Here is a 20,270-nt window from a genome sequence, read left to right on the forward strand (position 1 = left end):
AATGCCCGACTTGTCAAAGCAAAGCTCACTTTAATCTAATAATCACAGTGGTATCACAAAAGGATGATGCGTGACTGCATTTACTGCTAACACTAAAACTCTTATTTTGGCCTGTCTTATCGTGAGCATAGGGCAATTAAGTGTGGGGCTACTATTACCGGTATTACCCGCGATTAGTCAAAGTTTGTCTGAAGACCCTAAGCGCGTGCAGTGGCTTATTTCTGCCTATTTGTTTGCCTTTGGGCCCATACAGTTACTGTATGGGCCACTCAGTGACGCCAAGGGGCGCAGGCCAGTGTTAATTGCTGGATTGGCACTAGCAGTGATGGGGGTTGGATTGTGCTTGTTACCCAATGCCTCATTCGAGTGGCTGCTGCTAGGGCGACTACTACAGGGATTAGGGGCAGGTTGTGGTGCTGTGGTATCTCGAGCCATGTTACGCGACAGCTTTGCGGGGCCGGCATTGCGCAATGCGCTTTCTTATGTGGCGATGGCTGCCGCCTTTACGCCCATAGTCGCGCCTGCGGTAGGCGGTTTTATTGGCTTTAATTTTGGTTGGCACAGCGTATTTGTAGCCATGCTTATTTATCTGCTGGTGTTATGGCTATTGCTGTTTGTAGGTTTTAAAGAAACACACCAAGGTGAGCGGCATACCCTTAAGCTCTCTATTATTATTGCTAATTATTGGCGACTGCTAGGTCTACGTCATTTTTTAGGGCATGGCGGCATGTTGTGGGGGCAGTTTTCACTGATGATGGTTTCGGTATCGGTGATGCCCTACATTATGCAGCAGCAAATCGGCATGACGGCGGCGGAGTACGGTAGTTGGGCCTTGATTCCTGCGATGGGACTGCTGTTAGGTGGCGTGATTAATAATCGTATTCAGCGCCGCATTGCAGCTGAAGATGTATTACGGCTCAGTCCTTATATTCAACTGACCGCAGGTATTTGGCTACTCTGTGTGCCGGTGCAGCCAATATGGATGATTAGCGGTATTTTCATTCAAGCGCTGGGTAATGGTATGGCCTTTCCTAATGCTATGAGCCGACTATTAGAACCTTATCGAGACTTAGCCGGAGCCGCAGCTGCGTTATCTGGCGCATTACAAATGTTAAGTGCTAGCCTACTCACCATCATCTTGGTGTATTTTGGTGTGGCAACCGCCTTTAGCCTAGGGGTATGTATCTTGCTGGGTGCGGTAGTGCTGAAAGGCTTGTCTTGGTGCGCAGTAGGAAGGTGGTGAGGTCAACTCAAAGCTTTACGCTATAAAGCCGTACGCAGTCCGTTAAAGACAAGCACTAAGCCTTCGAGAAACGAACGTAAGGCGTATAACGTAAGACGGTTCATTGATTTTTAGGCATAAAAAAGCCGCGCCCTAGGGCACGGCTTATAGATTCTTTAGCTGAGGTAGTCTCTTACAGAGCTACAACGTTCTCAGCTTGAGGACCTTTCTGACCTTGAGCTACTGTGAACTCAACAGCCTGGCCTTCAGCTAAGGTTTTGAAACCTTGGCTCTGGATAGCGCTGAAGTGTACGAATACATCAGGGCCTGATTCTTGCTCGATGAAGCCAAAACCTTTTGACTCATTGAAAAATTTTACTTTACCTTTAACGATATTAGACATATCTAAATCCTGTAATCAAATCTACCATAAATACACGTGCTTGAAAAAATACAGATTTAACTTATGAAATACAGGACGAGGTACTACAAGAACTTCGTAACATTAACATAAATACAATCATACTTTTCGAGCTGCATGCACTCTAACGGGTTAGTGCGTGGCGGTCAATAGGTATTTAAAAATATAGTGAGTTTCTGTTGCTTAAACAGGTATAAGTAATGCCGCTTAACAGGTGTGGCTCTGCCGTCATTTCCGAAGGTGACGATAAAGACCTGAATCCACATAAGTTGTGCCGGACTGCTTAGGCCCCTATTTAATGGGCTATTCAGATGCGTAAGTTATGTATTAGCATAGGCTTTCAGCCATTAAATTTATCTTCAACATCAATGAGTGAGAGCGACATGTCCCATTTATATTGCGTTGCCCGTTTTAAGGCGCGTCCTGGCCAAGCACAGGCATTGCAACAAGCACTAAAAAGTCTAGTTAGTGAAACTCACCGAGAAGAAGGGTGTTTGTTGTATCAGCTAACAGAAGAAGTGCCTTATGAAGGAGCAAACGGTGAGCCTTGGGACTGTGTGTTTGTTGAGCAGTGGGCGAGTCGAGAAGCATTTGACACCCATTGTGCGCAACCGTACATCAAAGACTATTTTGAGCAGGTGGCCCCAGAGTTGGTAGCTGAGGCCGATGTGCGATTATATCACCCTGCTTAGCGTCTAGCGGCGACGAAAGCTCAAGTCACGAGTAAACAGCATTTCTAAACGTAGAGTCACGCCAAACTGCGGGTCATAATCATGCTCCCGAGGGAAGTGTAGCTCTGGGATCAAATCGACAAACAGTATCTCGCGATGCAAGTTACGCCGATAATGACTGTATAAGTAGTAGTCATGTAGTCGTGGGTCGGATGCACTGCGCCCCACGACCGTTGCGGCATAGCGCATGACACTGCGCTTACCTAGTAACTGATTTATTTCTACACTTTCGGAGTACTCTAGGGTGTCCACTTCCTCTTGCCACTGAAAGTTAGTGATAAAGCGCAGGTGATGATTGTGATCTAGCGGACGACCCAGATCCCACTTACTGCGAATGGAATAGCCCTCTTCATTAAACCAAGACGCACGATTATAAGACTCTAGCTGCCAAGGTGACGCTAAATCCCATAATCGTTCACCGGTAAAGCGCACATAAGGATCGGGTGGCCAGCGCACCTTTACGCCGGCACCTGCTTGTAGGTTCCAGGCCTCAGACTTATCGTTTTTACCCAGCTTAGTGAACCCCATTATGGTACTGCCCAAGCCGCGCCTATCGTCACTAAGACGATGAGAACCCTGCTCTGCTAAGGTACCTTCTGATTCTTCGGGGTCACTTTCAATAATAAAGCGCAGTCTTTTTTTGGAGGTAGGCAAGTCTAATCTAAAACGGGCCCCTGTTTTTGCCTCAAAGCCGTCTTCTTCGGTCCAGCCAACGTCTTGCCTCAGCCGTAGGTAAGAGTCATTACCTACTTGCAAGCTTTCTTCACTGCCAAAAAAACCATCAATACTGCGAGAGCTATCGGTCACCCAGCCAGATAAAGCATTATGCATGGGCGCTAATTTTTCTACTGCCCAATCCGATAAATCACTGTCGTCTATAGACTCAATTTCTTCTGCGTTTACTGCACTGGCCATTGCTAGCAAAGCCATTAAGCATATTTTTTTCATGGCGCCATCCCTTTGCACTTTGCTCAAGACTATGTTTTTAGCATAAAAAATACCAATACTAGTAAGGATGATGATGCGTAAATAGTGAGGGATAAATGGTGAGGAGTGAGGCCAACAGGTCCTAACCTGCATTTTGTGGGCAGTAAAATATTACAAGTGATACTCTTAAATTTTAAATCGAAGGGAGTCAAGTAGTGAAAAAGCTAATCTTGGCAGTAATAGGCGCTCTAACCGTAGCTGCGCCAGCAATGGCTGATCAAGTACCATCAAGCTCTATTGAAAAGTGCGTCGTTATTGAGAGAGATTTAGCTCGACTTGAGTGCTATGACCAAATTGCAAAGGCGTACAACCTCAATGGTCCGCAGGCTGTGAACGCTCAAGCGGGAAGCATTGGAAAGTGGGTTATTGATAAAAAAGCAAATCCGATTGACGACTCAAAAACGGTCAATATATCTTTAAAAGCCGACTCGGGAGGTTCTAAGTTTAGTAAACCTATAATGTTGATGGCACGTTGCGACTCAAAGAAAACAGAAATGTATATAGACTGGCAAACATACTTAGGCAGCGAGGCAAAGGTAACACTTAGAATTGGTGCGAACGATGCAAAAACCTCAAAGTGGTCTATGCCGTCTGATAAACAAAGATCGTTTAACGATTCGCCAATTAGCACGTTAAAAGAAATGCTTATGGCTGACAAAATGGTGGCTCAGATAACTCCTTTTAACCAAAGCCCATACACAGCCGTTTTTAATACTTCAGGGTTAGACGAAGCAATTAAACCATTGCGAGAAGCCTGTGGTTGGTAGGCGTTATACCGATTACATTAAAGATCTGATCAGATATTGGGCCAGAGCGCCAGAGATAACACAGCCGCTTCCCACGACACGCCATAAACCCATCCATGGGGGCTCGGGAAATGACGTCCCTGTCATTTCACGGTCGTGGGAGGCCATCTCTGTTAGCTCTCCTAGTACACCGAGTTGCCCACAGACACTGCCAACAGGCGACATCTGCATCATCAAGGAGGACAAAGGGATCTGCTCCACCGACCATCACAATGACAGGGATGTCATGTGCTGAGCGTCACAAGGATGTGCTTGCAGCGGGTCGGTGGAGCAGATCCCTTTGTTCGGGGCAGGTATAGCAACCGCATAGATCGATTGTTTAATGTAATTGGTATTACTGAAGGAAAAAATACTGCTTTTATCGAATTTCGGACACAAAAAAACCAGTCTGCGGTTAAGCGAAACTGGTTTGATTGTGCTGAATGACTTCAGCTTAACTTTTTACTTAAAATATGGTGCCGGCACCAAGAGTCGAACTCGGGACCTACTGATTACAAGTCAGTTGCTCTACCAACTGAGCTATGCCGGCTTAAACTGTTTACTTCAAAGATGGTGCCCGGAGACGGAATCGAACCGCCGACACGAGGATTTTCAATCCTCTGCTCTACCGACTGAGCTATCCGGGCTAAACATGCATTGCTGCATACTTAAAAACTATTTACTTCAACTTACTTAAAATGGTGCCCGGAGACGGAATCGAACCGCCGACACGAGGATTTTCAATCCTCTGCTCTACCGACTGAGCTATCCGGGCGTAGCACGCTATGCGTACATACTTTAAACGTTTTATACAAAGCAGATTACATCAACTTTCACACTGCTTTTTTATTTCAAATATGGTGCCCGGAGACGGAATCGAACCGCCGACACGAGGATTTTCAATCCTCTGCTCTACCGACTGAGCTATCCGGGCTAACGGGGCGCTATTAGATAAGATTGCCCCTACCAAGTCAACCGCTTTATTAATCGCTCTAGTGCGTTCGCTCAAGCATTGAGCAAAGCGCTGCTTTAGTCTGCAGTTGGGGGTGTGTAACCGTCAACTTTTACCTCGGCGCCTTCAAATAGATAGGCCACCATCTCTTGCTCTAGCAGTTGTCTGTGCTCGGAATTCATCATGTTGAGCTTTTTTTCGTTGATCAACATCGTTTGCTTGTGTTGCCAAGCGGCCCAAGCTTCTTTGGAAATATTATCGTAAATGCGTTTACCGAGTTCGCCCGGGTAAAGTTGAAATTCGAGGCCTTCAGCTTCTTTTTGTAAACGCTGGCAAAAAATAGTACGGCTCATTAGTGATTCCTCTTTTGCAATTGCGGGTAGGCAAGCAGCTTTGTAGTAGCTGCAGCTAAGCCAACCGATGCGGGTTGTTCCAAGTTATACCAAAGTCGTTGTGATCCGGCCATGATCTCGTGAGGGATCTGCGGTAATTCTACCAGCCATGGGGCAATATCGAGATGAAAGTGGCTAAATGTATGGCGAAAGCCGGGCAGGGGGGTGGGCTTAGACGCATCAGGGTAGCGTTTAAGCCAGTTGTTTAGCTCCTGCTCGTCTTTAAATTCTGGAAAACAATACAAGCCGCCCCAAATTCCTTGCGGCGGGCGCTGTACTAACAAAATCTGTTGGCCCTGTTTAAGTAATAAAAAACAGGCCTGCTTTTCTGGCTGTACGGTTTTCTTCGGCTTAGAGTGCGGAAAAGCCGTGGGCGTGCCCAAAGCGAATGCTTGGCAGTCATTTTGCACCGGGCAAAGCTCACATTTAGGCTTAGAACGAGTGCAAATAGTAGCGCCCAAGTCCATCATGGCTTGGTTATACTGAGTTACCCCTTGTTGCGGTGTTAACTGCTCTACCGCTTGCCATAATGTATTCTCTACGTCTTTTTTACCTGGCCAACCTATTTGTGCCCGCCAGCGAGCCAGTACCCGCTTAACGTTGCCATCTAAAATGCCATGATGCTGCCCCAACGACAGTGAGAGTATGGCTCCGGCGGTAGATCGCCCTATGCCTGGTAGGCCCAATACCTCTTCAAATTGATCGGGAAAGTGGCCTTGATAATGATCTCGGATTGTTTGCGCCGCTTTATGCAGATTGCGTGCGCGGGCGTAGTAGCCGAGGCCTGTCCACAGGTGCAGTACCTCATCTTGTTCGGCATTAGCTAAGCTGAGTACATCAGGAAAGCGAGTCATAAAGCGTTCGTAATAGGGGATCACGGTGCCGACTTGGGTTTGCTGCAGCATAATTTCAGAGACCCATACTCGATAAGGTGTCTTATGCTGTTGCCAAGGCAACGTTTTGCGGCCATGTTGTTCGTACCAGCCCAGTACACGCTGAGCAAAGGAAGTTGTGTTCACAATATTAACTATATTAAAACAGAATATGCTGATCAGAGCACAGCGTGGTGGTGAGTGCAAATCGACCGATGCGCAAGCGTTAGGCTCATATTTTCACTTTAATAAGAAGTTGATGCCGTTAAACGCACTCTTTTTCGCTTGGTAGTTTGTTATTTGGTTATTTTCTGATACAAAAGAAGAGTTATGTTGGCGCCCGCCAAGCCCGTTTTTAGAGAGACCCTTTATGCAGCCCTTTTTTGCCCAGCGCTTTGCCAAGGTAGAGCCATCCTTCATTCGTGAAATTCTTAAAGTCGCGATGAACCCAGACGTGATTTCTTTTGCTGGCGGTTTGCCCAATCCTGCTTTCTTTCCTAATGAAGCATTGGCCACGGCCAGTGTCAAAGTGCTGCAGAATAATGGCAACAGTGCGCTGCAATATTCTGCCACCGAAGGGTTTGCTCCGTTAAGAGAGTACATTGCCGACCGTTATTTTAAGCAGTACGGCATGAAAGTGTCACCAAACAATATATTGATCACCAATGGCTCACAGCAAGCGCTTGATTTGCTTGGAAAAGTGTTGGTTGATGAAGGTGATAAGTTGATAATTGAAGAACCGGGTTACTTGGGCGCGATTCAGGCGTTATCGGTTTATCAGCCACAGTTTCAGGGCGTGGCACTCAATGAAGATGGCTTGGACTTAAATGAGCTGGATCGTTTGCTGGCCGAGCCCGACCATGCCCGAGTGTTATATGGCGTCACTAATTTTCAAAATCCGACGGGATTGAGTTATAGCCTTGAAAACCGCGAAGCGATAGCCGATCGCTTGGTTAAGCATAATATGCTGATGATAGAAGATAACCCTTATGGTGAGCTGCGTTTTGAAGGCGAGCATTTACCACCCATTGGTAAGATGGCGCCGGATAATGTAGTGCTATTGGGTTCTTTCTCTAAAGTGGTGGTGCCTTCGTTCCGTTTGGGCTGGATGCTAATGCCTGACTGGCTGTGCCAGAAGATCACCATTGCCAAGCAGGCCTCGGATTTGCACACTAACGGTTTTGTACAGCAAGTGCTGCACAGTTACTTGCAGGACCATGATCTTGATGAACATATTGAACGTATTCGTACTGTATATGGCCGTCAAAAAGTGGCAATGGAAAAAGCCTTACTTAAGTATTGCCCTGGCATCGAGTTTACGCGGCCCGAAGGCGGCATGTTTTTATGGCTAAAATTGCCTAAGCATATCAACGCTATGGAGTTATTTGATTCGGCTATTAAAGAAAATGTAGCCTTCGTACCCGGCCAGCCGTTTTATGTACGGCCCGATATTTTAAACACCGCCCGTTTAAGTTACGCCGGTGCCGACGAAGCCACCATAGAAGAAGGCATTAAACGCCTAGGCCGAGTAATCAGCCAAGCGCTTTAAGTAACAGCCGTAAACCATAAGCTTTAAGCTGTAAGTTAAGGCTAAGCCAAGACTCTGACGTTCGTCAGATGACTGCCCACTTTATAATGAGCTTATGGCCAATTCTGCATTCTTACGCTGGCGTAAGAATGCAGAATTTTCATTTTAAGACTCAAGAAAAATTAACGGATTAAAAGTTATCTAAAGAGCCTGGCTGAACTGAACCAGTCGTCATAGGAGGGGCACTTATAGCTGACTGCTTCAAGCTTACGGCTTCCTTTAGTGCTTAATTTTGGATAATTTGCTCATATCAGCCCTCGGAGAATATAAATGACAGACGAACATCAGGCCGAACCAATCGAACCCACAGAGCTGGCTGAACAAACTGAACAAGAGCTACGCAAACGTAAAATTCGCAGCTTTGTACGCCGTGAAGGCCGCTTAACCAAAGGTCAAGAAAACGCTATGGCCGCGCAGTGGCCACTAATGGGTATTGAGTATAAGCCTGCGTTACTCGACCTAGATGCTGAATTTAAGCGCTCGGCGCCTCGAGTATTAGAAATTGGCTTTGGTATGGGCGGTTCGTTAGTTGAAATGGCGAAAGTGGCGCCTCAGCTGGACTATATAGGTATTGAAGTACACACCCCTGGTGTGGGTGCTTGCCTAATGGGCGCGGCCGACGCGAAAATTACTAACCTGCGGGTAATGTGTCACGATGCCGTTGAGGTGTTTGAGCATATGTTGCCCGAGCAAAGCCTAGACCGCGTGCAGCTGTTTTTCCCCGATCCTTGGCATAAAGCTCGCCATCACAAACGCCGTATTGTGCAGCCAGCTTTTGTAGAAATGCTACGCAGCAAACTGAAGGTTGGCGGTGAATTTCACATGGCAACCGATTGGGAGAACTACGCCGAGCATATGCTAGAAGTGATGAATGCCGCTCCGGGCTATACCAACGCAACTACGGTCGGTGATTATATGCCTCGGCCCGATTACCGACCGCTGACCAAGTTTGAACAACGCGGTCATCGCTTAGGCCATGGCGTATGGGATCTCATTTTTACGCGGACTAAGTAGTTTCCCCTTCGGGGCGCTGTAAGCCAATCCCTTTCGGGGAGCGGTAAGCTTTAAGCTAAAAAAGCCGAAAAATGGTGTTCTTCTTTCGCTGACAGCTTACCGCTGACAGCTTATGGATTTGTTTTAGAAGGTAATAAACAAGTGACTCAGCAAGCAGCATTTAATCAGGGTTTAATCAATTTTTTACAGTCATCTCCTAGTCCTGCTCATGCGGTAACGACTATGGTGGCGCAATTAGAAGAGGCGGGTTACCAAGCATTAAACGAAAGCGAGGAATGGCAATTACAGCCAGGCCAAGGCTATTGGATAGTACGTGGTGGTCGCTCATTAGTTGCGTTTCGTTTAGGTGATAAGCCCGTAGCCGAAAGCGGTGTCCGCATGATGGGCGCTCACACCGACAGTCCTTGCTTAAAAGTGAAGCCAAAAGCTGAGTTGTTACGTCAAGGTTATTTACAGCTTGGGGTCGAAGTTTACGGCGGCGTATTAATGCACCCTTGGTTTGATCGTGATCTTTCTTTAGCTGGGCAAGTTCACTTTCGTAATGAGTCTGGAAAGCTAACGTCTGCACTGCTTGATGTAGTGAAGCCGATCGCAATTATTCCTTCTTTAGCTATCCACCTAAACCGCGAAGCGAATAAAAACTCTGAAATTAATGCCCAACTGCACTTACCGCCAGTGTTAGGACTCGATGCCAGTGACGATGCTAGCCCGAGCTTAGTGCTGCGCGAGTGGCTAGCCACTTGGTTGCGTAAGGCCGGTCATTCGGTAGCTGAAGTAGTGGATTATGACTTGTGTTTTTACGACACTCAGCCGCCGGCTTTGGTGGGTTTAGAGCAAGAGTTTATTAGTTCCGCCCGTCTAGATAACCTGTTGTCTTGCTACACCGGCTTACATGCACTTTTGGCAGTAGACAAGTTAGCGACTAATAAGCCGCAAGCCGCAACTTCTTTATTGGTATGTAACGATCATGAAGAGGTCGGCAGTTCCTCTGCTATTGGTGCAGAAGGGCCGTTTTTAGAAAGTGTATTGCGCCGTTTAAGTGGCGATGAGCAAAAGTACCAACGCATGATGGCGCGCTCTATGCTGATATCTTGTGATAACGCCCACGCCATACACCCCAACTATGCCGACAAGCATGATGAAAACCACGGACCGAAAATAAATGCCGGCCCAGTGATCAAGGTGAATGCTAACCAGCGTTACGCGACTAACAGCGAAACCAGTGCATTATTCAGCAGCTTCTGTGACATGGCTAAAGTGCCTTATCAGCATTTTGTGGTGAGAGCAGATATGGGCTGCGGCAGTACTATTGGTCCGATTGCCGCAACCAAGCTGGGCGTAAGAGTGGTCGATGTTGGCGCTCCACAATGGTCAATGCATTCCATCCGCGAGACCGCAGGCACCAAAGATGCCTGGTACCTAGGCCAAGCCTTACAAGCATTTATCAGCACCTGGGATGGAGAATAAACAGTTGTAAGCCGTAAGTTGAACACCAACAAGCGATACTTTGTGAAGAGTGAAGGGAAAAATTAGCCAAGCTACTTACTCTTCACTTTTTACTATGTTTATTTTGTGGCAAGCCTGTTTAGAGGATTCGCTCTTTCGACATCAGCGAGCGCTTGCATATAATCACACCAGTTCTGCAGAGCAGCTTAATACCTTCCCCTTACCGCTTTTCCCCGTACGGCTTAACACTTCTTGAATTTATATTTTTATTGTTCTACCCAGTGTGATAGTGGGTGACAATATTTGCGCTATTTCCGTTAATTCATTATCTGCCTAATAACTTCGTTGCATTAACTAAATCAATTAAAGGGTTCAATTAACGTTTTTTTTTGTTTAACATGCTACGACTGTTTTTGTCGCAGCCTAATGGCTTATAAATTGTACACATGGAACGTAATTATCAATGATACATTTATCAGGAAAAAGCTTTCTGGTGCTGACCGGAATATTGTTGTTGTCTGGTTGTACTTCGGTAATGCAAAAAAACAAATTTGGTGACTTTGAGCAAGCCATCATTAGTGGCACTAACCTTAATGCCATCGCCTTAGCCGAAGATAGAGCCAGTATTGATAAAAATACCGGTCAAGCAAAAGATTTACTCTGGTCTTTGCAAGCTGCCACTGTAATGCGCCAAGAGAAAATATACAGCAAGTCTAACCTGTTATTTGATTCTGCTGAATATGAAATGAAAGACGAAGACACAGAGCACTTTTTATCTAAAGGTGCGCAGCTAGCCGGCTCTATGTTTCTTAATGATAGTGTGACCAGCTATAAACAAAGCCAGTTTGATGGTGTGATGGCCAATACCTATAAAGCCCTCAACTTTATGGCGCAAGGGGATGATGCTAATGCCCGTATAGAATGGAATCGGACCGAAGATCGCCAACGGCGTGCGGCTGAAAATTTCCAAAATAAAATAGCTAAACAGCAAAAAAAACTTGCAGAAGAACAAGTAAAAGTGGATCAAGAAAATATCGATCGGAGTTTAGAGAAAGCAGCCCCATTGTTAGAAAGTCAAGGCATTGACTTGTCACAATGGAGCGCTTACGACGGTTACATCAATCCATTCTCAACTTACCTTCACGGACTCTATTTTATGCTTAAAGCACAGGATAGAAGTGATTACAGTAAAGCCAGAGACAGCTTTAAACGTGTTTATGGCTTAACAAAAAATGCCGATGTTAAAGTCGATATGGATATGGCGGCCAGTCTGACGAAAGGCCGCAGCATGAAACGACACAAGCCAACGGTGTGGGTTATTTTTGAAAATGGCTTAGGTGCTAAAAAAGAAGAGTTTCGTATAGACCTTCCGTTATTTGTTGTTACTTCTAATGTCACATACAGCGGCATAGCTCTGCCTAAGCTGGTTGAACGTCCACAAGCGTACCCGTATTTGGAAATAGGTAAGATAAAAACCCGTCCATTAGCCAGCATGGATAAAGTGATTCAGGCTGAGTTTAAAAGCGAATTTCCTTATATTTTAAGTCGCGAAGTTATTCGAGCAACATTAAAAACGATAGTTCAAAAGCAAATACAAGATCAAAATCCACTAATGGGTGCGCTGGCAGGTATAGGCCAAGCGGCCTCTACTGGTGCTGACATTCGCTCTTGGTCTGCTCTGCCTAAAGAATGGCAGCTGGCTAGAGTTGCGCGCCCAACAGGCAATAAGTTGATCATTAATGCCCCTGATTTGGCTCTTCCTTTAGATGTCGAACTGGACCCTAATAGCCGTTTTCATGTGGTGTATGTCAAAGCAGCGGCACCTAACCTACAGCCTACAGTTGAAATAATTAACTTATAACAGAGAGCACTTAAATGAAAAAGACGATCTTACCGGCCATGATATTACTGGCGACCTTAACCGGTTGTACCACAGCCACACAATATGTTGATCCTAGCCAAGACCAAACCGCAGTGATGGGGCTGGATTATAAAGATTTTGAAACTGCCGCAAGTAGCGCAGTTGATGAAATAATAGCCAGTCCATTGTTGGTGCATCCGCAGGCTTCTCAAGGCGGACGATACGTGATGGCGGTATCGACCATGATCAACGATACCACCCAACGTATTGATACCGATCAGCTCACTAAAAAAATACGCATGCGTTTGCTGCAAAGTGGGAAATTTATTACCACTACCGCCTTTGGTGTCGGTGGGGCTGAAGATTCAATGACCGCGCAGGTGCGTCAGCTTAGCAAGTCATCATTGGTTAAGCGTAGTAGCGTCAAGAAAAATGGCACTGTAATCGCTCCAGATTACAGCTTGAGCGGTAAAATTCTTCAGCGCAACAACCGTGTTGATCGCCGCACCCAGCAGGTGGATTATTATTTTCAGATGACACTGACTAACCTAGAAAATGGCTTAGCGTATTGGGAAGGGGAATACCCGATTATTAAGCGTGGCGATAACAGAACCGTTTCTTGGTAATAATAATGGGGCTCATCAAGCCCCGTTTGCACATTTAAGGATAAATAATATGAAGAAATACCTATATGGGGCGGTTCTCTTTGGCCTTTATTCGACGTGCTCTTTAGCACAACAGGCACCCGCAGCAGATCCTGAGCCTACGAAAATCCTTACGGCTGATACCGTTGCAGTGACACCAGAACAGCCTGATGCCGTTGACGATGCAGTAGCGGCACCGGCACAAACCGAAATTGAAATCGTTAAGGCGGTAGGTTCTGGCATCAAAAATGCTCATCAATATGTTTCTGATCAAGCAGACAGCTATGTAAGTAAGCGCCGTCAATCTTATCGCCAGCAAGGCCGAAATAATGAAGTGTTTTTACAATATGGCGTTGCCGATATTAGCTTACCCTCGACGGCTCCAGACTGGGGGGACGCTCGTACGATCGCTTACCTACAGGCACAAACCAAGGCTCGAGAAGAGCTAATGGGTGAACTTCATTTGGATATTAGCGCCGAGGTAGCGCGAGAGTCTTTTCGTACTAATAAAGGACCCGAGTTTACTCCAGAAGAATTGCGCAGCGAAAGCAAAATGAACGCCATGATGAGTAAGTTGGTGGCCGTTGTAGATGGTTCGCTGAATACTAAGCTAACCGAGTTGGGGATTGATCATACAGAGTTTGATGCCGCCCCCATGTCTAAGCGTAAGGTCATGATGCGTAAAGCAATTAGCCGAGAGACGGAAACGCGTGCCCGCGGTGAAATTAGTGGTGCCATGATAGTCAAAACGTTCGAAGTGACTGATGATAATGACAATACCTCGGTGGCAGTGGTGTTGTCTACGTCGAATAAAATGAAAAATCTGCTTGCTTCGCTGCAAAATAGCAAAGGGCAAGTGGTGCCAGAGCCCGATAAGCCTGGTGTTAACCTTGACCATTTTCTTGACGCAAATAAAGCCAACTTAATGTACGAATACGGCGTTAAGATGCTGCGAGATGAGCAGGGCTATCCCATGTTAGTGTCGTTTGGTATGGCGGGTAACGACTGTAACCCAGTAGATTACGAAGAGTGTAACGATAACCGCGACTTTGCATTTATTGAAGCTCAACAAGAAGCTTACGCCCATATATCTGAGGCTTATAACTTATATGGCAGCATGAAAACGAATGTGAGCAAGGGCTCACAGCGTGAAAAAGTGCAGACATTGATTAAAAATGATGACGGTGAAGAGAGCTTACAGGCCACCACCACTAAATTACTGAAAGAAACGCGTCAAATGTCAAAAATGAGCTCTTTGGTACAAGGGCTGGTTGGTTTAGCCGTCGCTAAAAGATGGACCCACAAACACCCCACTTCAGGCCGTGAAATTAATGGAGTGGTGGTTGCTTGGCATCCACAGAAAGAGCAGGCGATGCGTACTTTTAAGGCTGGCAAGACGCCGATAGACCTTAATCTGCAGCCAAGTAATCGCCAATCGGGAAGCAATCAAGGCGCAAGCCTAGATTTGATGGATATCTCGGACTTTTAAGGATGCATGTATGAAAAAGTGGATAGGCTATTTGCTGCTGCCCTTGCTTGTAGCAGCTTGGCCCACGTTGGCGGCTACCACACCGGTACAAGTGAGCGGTTTTGGTGTTACTGAAAGTTTAGCAGTAGAAAATGCGTTAATTGAAGCGGTGCGCCAAGTTAACGGCATTGATATTAAAAGTTCGCAGCAGGTTGAACAATACTTGCATAAGAAAAATGGTAATAGCGAAACCATGACTCATACTCAGCGCGACGGTAGCATGGTCGCGAAGGGCATGGTGGACAGCTATAACTTATTGTCTAAAAACTGTGATAGCGAAGGCTGTAAGGTTGAACTGCATGTGAATGTCATTCGCTATAAGGCGGCTGGATTATCTGCTGATAGTCGACGTAAGCTAGCAGTGTTGCCGTTTACGGGACGACATGGCGCAACTTTTAGCAGTGAGTTACAAGACTTGTATACGCAAAGCCGTCGGTTTGCCGTGTTGGATCGCAGCCAAAATGAAGCGTATCAACAAGAGAAAAAACTGTGGGAAAGTGATAATACGGCGTTAAGTGAAAAGGCGCGTATGGGGCAAGTGCTAGGGCTAGACTATATTCTAGTTGGCAAAGTGGAACAGGCTGGCACGCGCCGTTGGTCTGAAAACATCGCGCTGACTGGTGAGATTAAACATTATGCCAGCAGCTCATTACGTGTGCGTTACCAGCTTATTGAGGTACCCACCAGACAGGTTAAATGGTCAGACAGCGTCAGTTTGAATGCTGGCAACGGTAATTTAAACCGTTTGATCAACCAGGCTGTGAAAAGCATTTTTCAGCAAACAATGGATAATATTTATCCATTGCGCCTGATCAGTGTGCAAGGTAAACGCGTGATCATTAACCAAGGCGGAAAAACTCTAAAAACCGGTAGTTATTTCACGGTGTTCAGCTTAGGGGAAAAGTTGGTAGATCCTTATACAGGTGAAGTGTTGGGGCAAGATGAGTCAGCCATTGGTAAGGTACGCATTACCGAGGTTAAACCCAAAATTTCCTATGCTGAGCTGATACAAGGAGACGGCGACTTACTACAAAAGGGACAGATAGTACGGCCTGCTAGCCCACCGGCCAAAAAAGCGAGCCGCACTACCCGCAGCAGAGCACCTGCTAAAGAAACAACCCAAAGTGGTGACAGCGGTGGCGTTATTTTGTAATTCTTAGTCAATGCTTATATAAGATACGACCCCGCCTCGAGTAGTTTGAGGCGGGGTCGTATCTTTAGGGCTGGCTTAGTTTTAGGTACCGGTTGTGTAACTGAGTGATGGTTTCTTTTAGTTTGCTGCGGTCGCTGGTGTTGTTATCAATCACATCGTCGGCGGCGCTCAAGCGCTGTTCGCGGCTGGCTTGGCTGGCCATAATCGCCTTTACCTGATCTGCATTGGTTTGGTCGCGTAGTACCGTTCGGGCTATTTGCAGCTCTGGCGCCACATCCACAACCAATACTCGGTTGCATAGCTCGGTTAAGTGGTTTTCTACTAATAGCGGTACCACTAACAAGCAATACGCGGATCTGGCAAGCTGGCAGTCGGCTACCATACGTTCGCGAATGAGAGGGTGCAGTAAGGCTTCTAGCCAGTGGCGGTGGGCTGTGCTATCAAAAATACGTTGTCGTAACTCAGCTCTATTGAGACTGCCATCTTCGGCAATCACCTCTGGGCCAAAGTAGGCAGCAATAGCATCTAGCACCGGCTCACCGATGGCCACTACCTCACGGGCAATAATATCGGCATCTACTATGGTGATGCCTTGCTCGGCAAATAAGTTAGCAATGGTGCTTTTGCCACTGCCAATGCCCCCGGTTACACCTACAATATAGGTCATAAAGCGACACTCCAATACCAGCTGATTAACGGTTTTCCCCAAATTAAATAGACCCAGCCAGCCAGTGCCAGAGCTGGGCCAAAGGGCAGGGTACGCTCGCTATTTAAGCGTCGGTTGGCCATTAGCGCCAAGCCAAGCACGGTACCCACTAACGATGAAATGAGTAATATGGGTAGCACCGCCTGCCAGCCAAACCAAGCGCCTAGAGCAGCCAGCAATTTAAAGTCACCATAGCCCATGCCTTCTTTACCGGTGGCGAGTTTAAATAGCCAATATAAGCTCCATAACACGCCATAACCAACAACCGCGCCAATCACCGCATCTTGCAGGGGAATAAATAGTGTATTGATGTTGAGCAAGAGGCCTAACCACATTAATGGCAGTGTTAGGTTATCGGGTAATAATAGATGATCAATATCGATCATCGTCATGCACAGCAAGGACCAGCTGAGAATAAGCGCGGCAAATAACTGAGGACTGGCGCCAAAGCGCCATACTGCGAGAGCAGACAATATCGCGCTAGCAAGTTCTATAAGAGGATAACGTTTAGACACGCTTGCCTGACAGTAGCGGCAATGACCACGTAGTAACAGCCAACTAAGCAGCGGAATATTGTCGAGAGCACTGAGTTGATGCTGACAGCTTTGGCAACGTGAACGAGGCGTGTTTAAGTTAAATTTTGGCCGCTCAGGAATAGTTTGGCCGCTAAATTCGGCGCACTCTTGCTGCCAGCCGTGTTTTAACATCACTGGTAGCCGATAGATCACCACGTTTAAAAAGCTGCCTACTAACAAGCCGAGCAACGTCACTATTACATACCATGAATATTCGTTTGTGATTAGCCATTGGCTTAACGCAGCCATTTAAGCTCCTTGTGAATAGAGTCGGTAAGTGAGCAAAGTTATTATGTTTTTTTAGCGGATCACATTACCCAAATCAAAGATGGGAAGATACATGGCTATCACCAAGGCGCCAACTAAAATACCCAGTATAAGCATCATCAGTGGCTCAATTAAGCTGGTGAGTCCTTCTATGGCGTCATCGACTTCACGCTCATAAATGCTAGCCACTTTGTCCATCATGCTGTCGATGGCACCGGTTTCTTCACCTATGGTGACCATTTGCACTACCATGTCAGGAAACAACTGCGTTGCTCGCAATGCCGTATTCATAGGTAAGCCGATAATAACGTTGGCGCGAACTTGCAGTACGGCTTGGCGATAAATACGATTGCCGCAGGCACCTGCGGCAGAGGTAAGACCGTCTACCAACGGAATGCCCGCCGCAAAGGTGGTGGCCAAGGTGCGAGCGAACCCCGTTAAGGCCGCTTTGCGTAAAATGGAGCCTACAATGGGCAAGCTTAACAAAACGCGATCGCTTACGTGGCGTACTCGGGGTGATGAGTGCCAAATGCGGCTATAAATAAACAAGGTTAAAACAATGCCTATCAGTATGCTTAACCAACTGTTTTGCAGTCCGCGAGACAAGGCGATGACCCATTGGGTGAATAAAGGTAAAGGTGCGCCAAAGCTATTAAACACTTCTTCAAATTGCGGGATCACGAATAGCAGCAAAATGGCGGTAACAATGCCGGCAATCACTAGCACCATGGTGGGATAAAACAGCGCCTTTTTAATTTTCGATTTGAGCCTTTCGGCTTTTTCACGGTACACCGCTATCTGGTCAAAAATATGATCTAGCGCCCCTGTTTGTTCCCCTGATTGCACCAAGTCGCAATAAAGCTCACTAAATTGCTGAGGATATTTTTTGAGTGCGATCGACAGCGGCGTGCCATTTTCTACGTCTAGGGCGAGGCTGGTCATCAGTTGGTGCACCGAGCTTTTTTGCGTAGCGCGCGCAATTAGGTGCAGACTTTGCACTAGAGGAACGCCAGCGCCGAGCATGGTGGCAACTTGGCGACTAATAATTGCGATGTCTGTTGGGGTTATTCGGTTACGATAATGCGTGAGTAAGCTTTTTCGCTTGCGCCGCACTTTGGTGGTGTTGATACCTTGGCGCTGGAGCTGATATTTAACCGCTACCAAGCTGGCCTCTTGTGCCGAACCGCTAACCTTTTGGCCCTGCTTATTAATACCCTGCCAGTGATAGGTATGATACTTGCCCTCCATCTTCACCCTCCATCACTTCTTACGCTACACGCCGTATGCTCTTTTTTGCGATAAACTCGGTGTTGTTCTTTGTCGGATGGCGTATGGCTTACGGCGTAAAGCTTTGTTTCGTGGGTTTGGTATTCGCCTTTAACGGACAGCATACGGCTTATAGCGTAAAGCTTTGTGCTACTTGTCAGTCGTTACGCGATTTGCTTCCGCTAGGCTGATAATTCCAAGCTGTACTTTGTTTAATGCTGCCTGCCTTAGGGATAGCATGCCGGCGTTTTCTGCAGCGCGGGCCAACGTTAATGAGTCGGCACCGCTCATAATAAGATCCGCCAAGGCTTTATTCATGGGTAGCACTTCATAAATGCCAGTACGGCCTTTATAGCCATCGGTGCATAGGGCGCAGCCGACGGCTTTGTAAAGTGGAGTATTGTCATCCACTTGAGTCATGCCGAGCGACAACAGTTGTTGAGCAGTTAATGACTCTGCAGTCTTGCAGTGAGGGCACAGCTTGCGTGCTAATCGTTGGGCAATAATCAAACTCACCGACGAGGCAATGTTATAAGCGGCCAGCCCCATATTGCTCAGTCGAGTTAATGTCTCTGCGGCAGAGTTGGTATGCAAAGTAGAGAGTACCAGGTGTCCTGTTTGTGCGGCTTTAACTGCAATTTCGGCAGTTTCTAAGTCACGAATTTCCCCCACCATTATAATGTCGGGATCTTGACGTAAGAAAGCCCGTAGCGCATAGGCAAAACTCAGTCCTGCTTTAGGATTAATTTGTACCTGATTAATACCCGGCATAATAATTTCTACTGGATCTTCGGCAGTAGATATATTGGCACTTACCGTATTAAGGATGCTTAAACCGGTATATAGCGATACCGTCTTGCCTGATCCTGTAGGGCCAGTGACTAAGATCATGCCCTGTGACTGACTGAGTGCAGTTAAGTAAAACTGCTTTTGCTGTTCGTCGTAACCTAGTTGGTTAATGTCTAGCTTAATGGCCGAGCTATCGAGCAAGCGCAGTACTATTTTCTCTCCGGACTGCGTGGGCAAGCTGCTCACTCGCATATCTATTGATTTGTGGTGGGTTAATTGCAGTTTAATACGGCCATCTTGTGGCAACCGACGTTCGGCGATATCAAGTCGAGCCATTACCTTAAGCCTCGCTGCAAAGCGATTAGCTAAGTTAATGTGCGGTGAGGCAATGTCGTGCAGCATGCCATCAATTCGAAAGCGAATACGATAAAAGCGCTCATAAGGCTCAAAGTGAACATCGGAAGCTAAGCGACGCACCGCCTCTAGCATTATTTTATAGATGTAGCGCACGATAGGAGCATCATCCTCTTGGCTACTCATGTGTATGTCGGCGGCTAAGTCATCAGTTAGCTCTAGGCTGTTATTGATATCATCTGCTTCCACTTGTTCAAGGTCGAGCAAGCTAGTGGCCCCACCTTGTTGCAGGCGGTTGAGTAATTGTGAAAGCTGGGATTCTTCAACTAATTGCGCATCGGTGACTAAATTGAAGCGAAAGCTAAAATCTTCTAGTGCTGCCATGTTGGTCGGATCGGCCATGGCCAGATATAAAATATTATTTTGTATGAGTATCGGTAACGCGTGGTGGCGTTCAATCAAGTCCATGTTCAGATATTTGGGAGGTAATGACTCTATGGTTACTGTATTCAAATCAAACAGCGCCAAGCCATATTGCTGTGTGCAAAATTGAGCCAGCTGTTGGCTCGAGAGTAACTGCTGCTCCACTAATATACTGCTTAGTGGTTTACCTTCTTGACGGGCTTGGGTGATCGCCAGCTCTAGCTGCTGTGAGTCAATAAGTGACGACTGTAATAGGCTTCCTGCCAGTCCGGTATGTTGAGGGGTATTGGACAT

Annotated in this window: 18 protein-coding genes and 4 tRNA genes; 10 read left to right on the plus strand and 12 right to left on the minus strand. The window is 46.6% G+C overall.

What is annotated here, in order from left to right; translation table 11 throughout:
• The first annotated feature begins 70 nt into the window (after positions 1-70).
• Positions 71-1,243: an MFS transporter gene (locus ACFQ1C_RS02200; RefSeq protein ID WP_379556898.1), complete on the plus strand. Its 1,173-nt coding sequence runs from the start codon at positions 71-73 to the stop codon at positions 1,241-1,243.
• Positions 1,244-1,415: 172 nt separating this feature from the next.
• On the opposite strand, the gene ACFQ1C_RS02205 is transcribed toward ACFQ1C_RS02200, so the two are convergent.
• A complete protein-coding gene (locus ACFQ1C_RS02205; protein ID WP_086964892.1) occupies positions 1,416-1,625 on the minus strand; it encodes a cold-shock protein in 210 nt (69 codons plus the stop codon).
• Positions 1,626-2,026: 401 nt separating this feature from the next.
• Here ACFQ1C_RS02205 and ACFQ1C_RS02210 point away from each other — a divergent pair, with 401 nt between their 5' ends.
• Positions 2,027-2,335 (plus strand): putative quinol monooxygenase, encoded by a 309-nt coding sequence (locus ACFQ1C_RS02210; protein WP_379556899.1) that lies wholly within the window; start codon positions 2,027-2,029, stop codon positions 2,333-2,335.
• Positions 2,336-2,338: 3 nt separating this feature from the next.
• Here the strand turns inward: ACFQ1C_RS02210 and ACFQ1C_RS02215 are convergent, their stop codons facing one another.
• Positions 2,339-3,322, minus strand: coding sequence for a hypothetical protein (locus ACFQ1C_RS02215; RefSeq protein ID WP_379556900.1), 984 nt, complete (start codon positions 3,320-3,322; stop codon positions 2,339-2,341).
• Positions 3,323-3,516: 194 nt separating this feature from the next.
• Between ACFQ1C_RS02215 and ACFQ1C_RS02220 the strand changes: the two genes are divergently transcribed.
• A complete protein-coding gene (locus ACFQ1C_RS02220; RefSeq protein ID WP_379556901.1) occupies positions 3,517-4,128 on the plus strand; it encodes a type VI secretion system-associated protein TagO in 612 nt (203 codons plus the stop codon).
• A gap of 492 nt (positions 4,129-4,620) precedes the next feature.
• Here ACFQ1C_RS02220 and ACFQ1C_RS02225 read toward each other — a convergent pair.
• The 6 genes from ACFQ1C_RS02225 to mutY all read right to left on the minus strand — a co-directional run bounded on the left by ACFQ1C_RS02225 (position 4,621) and on the right by mutY (position 6,509).
• Positions 4,621-4,696 (minus strand) — tRNA-Thr (locus ACFQ1C_RS02225).
• Positions 4,697-4,717: 21 nt separating this feature from the next.
• Positions 4,718-4,793: transfer RNA gene (locus tag ACFQ1C_RS02230), tRNA-Phe, on the minus strand.
• A 52-nt stretch (positions 4,794-4,845) separates the two neighbouring features.
• Positions 4,846-4,921: transfer RNA gene (locus ACFQ1C_RS02235), tRNA-Phe, on the minus strand.
• Between the two features lie 83 nt (positions 4,922-5,004).
• Positions 5,005-5,080: transfer RNA gene (locus ACFQ1C_RS02240), tRNA-Phe, on the minus strand.
• Positions 5,081-5,175: 95 nt separating this feature from the next.
• A complete protein-coding gene (locus ACFQ1C_RS02245) occupies positions 5,176-5,451 on the minus strand; it encodes an oxidative damage protection protein (protein ID WP_379556902.1) in 276 nt (91 codons plus the stop codon).
• Entirely contained in the window at positions 5,451-6,509 is a 1,059-nt protein-coding gene (gene mutY, locus ACFQ1C_RS02250) for an A/G-specific adenine glycosylase (RefSeq protein WP_379556903.1), read from the minus strand. Before mutY ends, ACFQ1C_RS02245 begins: the two co-directional genes overlap by 1 nt.
• Before the next feature lie 223 nt (positions 6,510-6,732).
• On the opposite strand from mutY, the gene ACFQ1C_RS02255 reads away from it, so the two are divergent.
• The 7 genes from ACFQ1C_RS02255 to ACFQ1C_RS02285 all read left to right on the plus strand — a co-directional run bounded on the left by ACFQ1C_RS02255 (position 6,733) and on the right by ACFQ1C_RS02285 (position 15,596).
• Complete coding sequence (locus tag ACFQ1C_RS02255; protein WP_379556904.1) at positions 6,733-7,911, plus strand: aminotransferase-like domain-containing protein; 1,179 nt, start codon at positions 6,733-6,735, stop codon at positions 7,909-7,911.
• A 309-nt stretch (positions 7,912-8,220) separates the two neighbouring features.
• On the plus strand, positions 8,221-8,964 hold the full coding sequence (gene trmB, locus ACFQ1C_RS02260; RefSeq protein ID WP_379556905.1) for a tRNA (guanosine(46)-N7)-methyltransferase TrmB: 744 nt from the start codon (positions 8,221-8,223) through the stop codon (positions 8,962-8,964).
• A gap of 141 nt (positions 8,965-9,105) precedes the next feature.
• Positions 9,106-10,431 carry a M18 family aminopeptidase gene (locus ACFQ1C_RS02265; protein WP_379556906.1) on the plus strand — a complete coding sequence of 442 codons (1,326 nt, stop codon included), beginning with the start codon at positions 9,106-9,108 and terminating at the stop codon, positions 10,429-10,431.
• Positions 10,432-11,095: 664 nt separating this feature from the next.
• On the plus strand, positions 11,096-12,271 hold the full coding sequence (locus ACFQ1C_RS02270) for a COG3014 family protein (RefSeq protein ID WP_379556907.1): 1,176 nt from the start codon (positions 11,096-11,098) through the stop codon (positions 12,269-12,271).
• 14 nt (positions 12,272-12,285) lie between these two features.
• Positions 12,286-12,897 (plus strand): penicillin-binding protein activator LpoB, encoded by a 612-nt coding sequence (gene lpoB, locus ACFQ1C_RS02275; protein ID WP_379556908.1) that lies wholly within the window; start codon positions 12,286-12,288, stop codon positions 12,895-12,897.
• A 49-nt stretch (positions 12,898-12,946) separates the two neighbouring features.
• Positions 12,947-14,404 carry a DUF6844 domain-containing protein gene (locus ACFQ1C_RS02280; RefSeq protein WP_379556909.1) on the plus strand — a complete coding sequence of 486 codons (1,458 nt, stop codon included), beginning with the start codon at positions 12,947-12,949 and terminating at the stop codon, positions 14,402-14,404.
• 10 nt (positions 14,405-14,414) lie between these two features.
• Positions 14,415-15,596 carry a hypothetical protein gene (locus ACFQ1C_RS02285; RefSeq protein ID WP_379556910.1) on the plus strand — a complete coding sequence of 394 codons (1,182 nt, stop codon included), beginning with the start codon at positions 14,415-14,417 and terminating at the stop codon, positions 15,594-15,596.
• 64 nt (positions 15,597-15,660) lie between these two features.
• Here ACFQ1C_RS02285 and coaE read toward each other — a convergent pair whose 3' ends face one another.
• The 4 genes from coaE to pilB all read right to left on the minus strand — a co-directional run bounded on the left by coaE (position 15,661) and on the right by pilB (position 20,270).
• Positions 15,661-16,263, minus strand: coding sequence for a dephospho-CoA kinase (coaE, locus tag ACFQ1C_RS02290; protein ID WP_379556911.1), 603 nt, complete (start codon positions 16,261-16,263; stop codon positions 15,661-15,663).
• Positions 16,260-17,126 (minus strand): prepilin peptidase, encoded by an 867-nt coding sequence (locus tag ACFQ1C_RS02295; protein WP_379556912.1) that lies wholly within the window; start codon positions 17,124-17,126, stop codon positions 16,260-16,262. The genes coaE and ACFQ1C_RS02295 overlap by 4 nt, the downstream gene beginning before the upstream one ends.
• A gap of 51 nt (positions 17,127-17,177) precedes the next feature.
• Positions 17,178-18,392: a type II secretion system F family protein gene (locus ACFQ1C_RS02300; RefSeq protein WP_379556913.1), complete on the minus strand. Its 1,215-nt coding sequence runs from the start codon at positions 18,390-18,392 to the stop codon at positions 17,178-17,180.
• A gap of 168 nt (positions 18,393-18,560) precedes the next feature.
• The gene (gene pilB, locus ACFQ1C_RS02305; RefSeq protein ID WP_379556914.1) at positions 18,561-20,270 is read right to left on the minus strand and encodes a type IV-A pilus assembly ATPase PilB; all 1,710 of its coding nucleotides are present in this window, start codon (positions 20,268-20,270) and stop codon (positions 18,561-18,563) included.

This window comes from Oceanisphaera ostreae, assembly GCF_042676125.1.
Lineage (GTDB): Bacteria > Pseudomonadota > Gammaproteobacteria > Enterobacterales > Aeromonadaceae > Oceanimonas > Oceanimonas ostreae.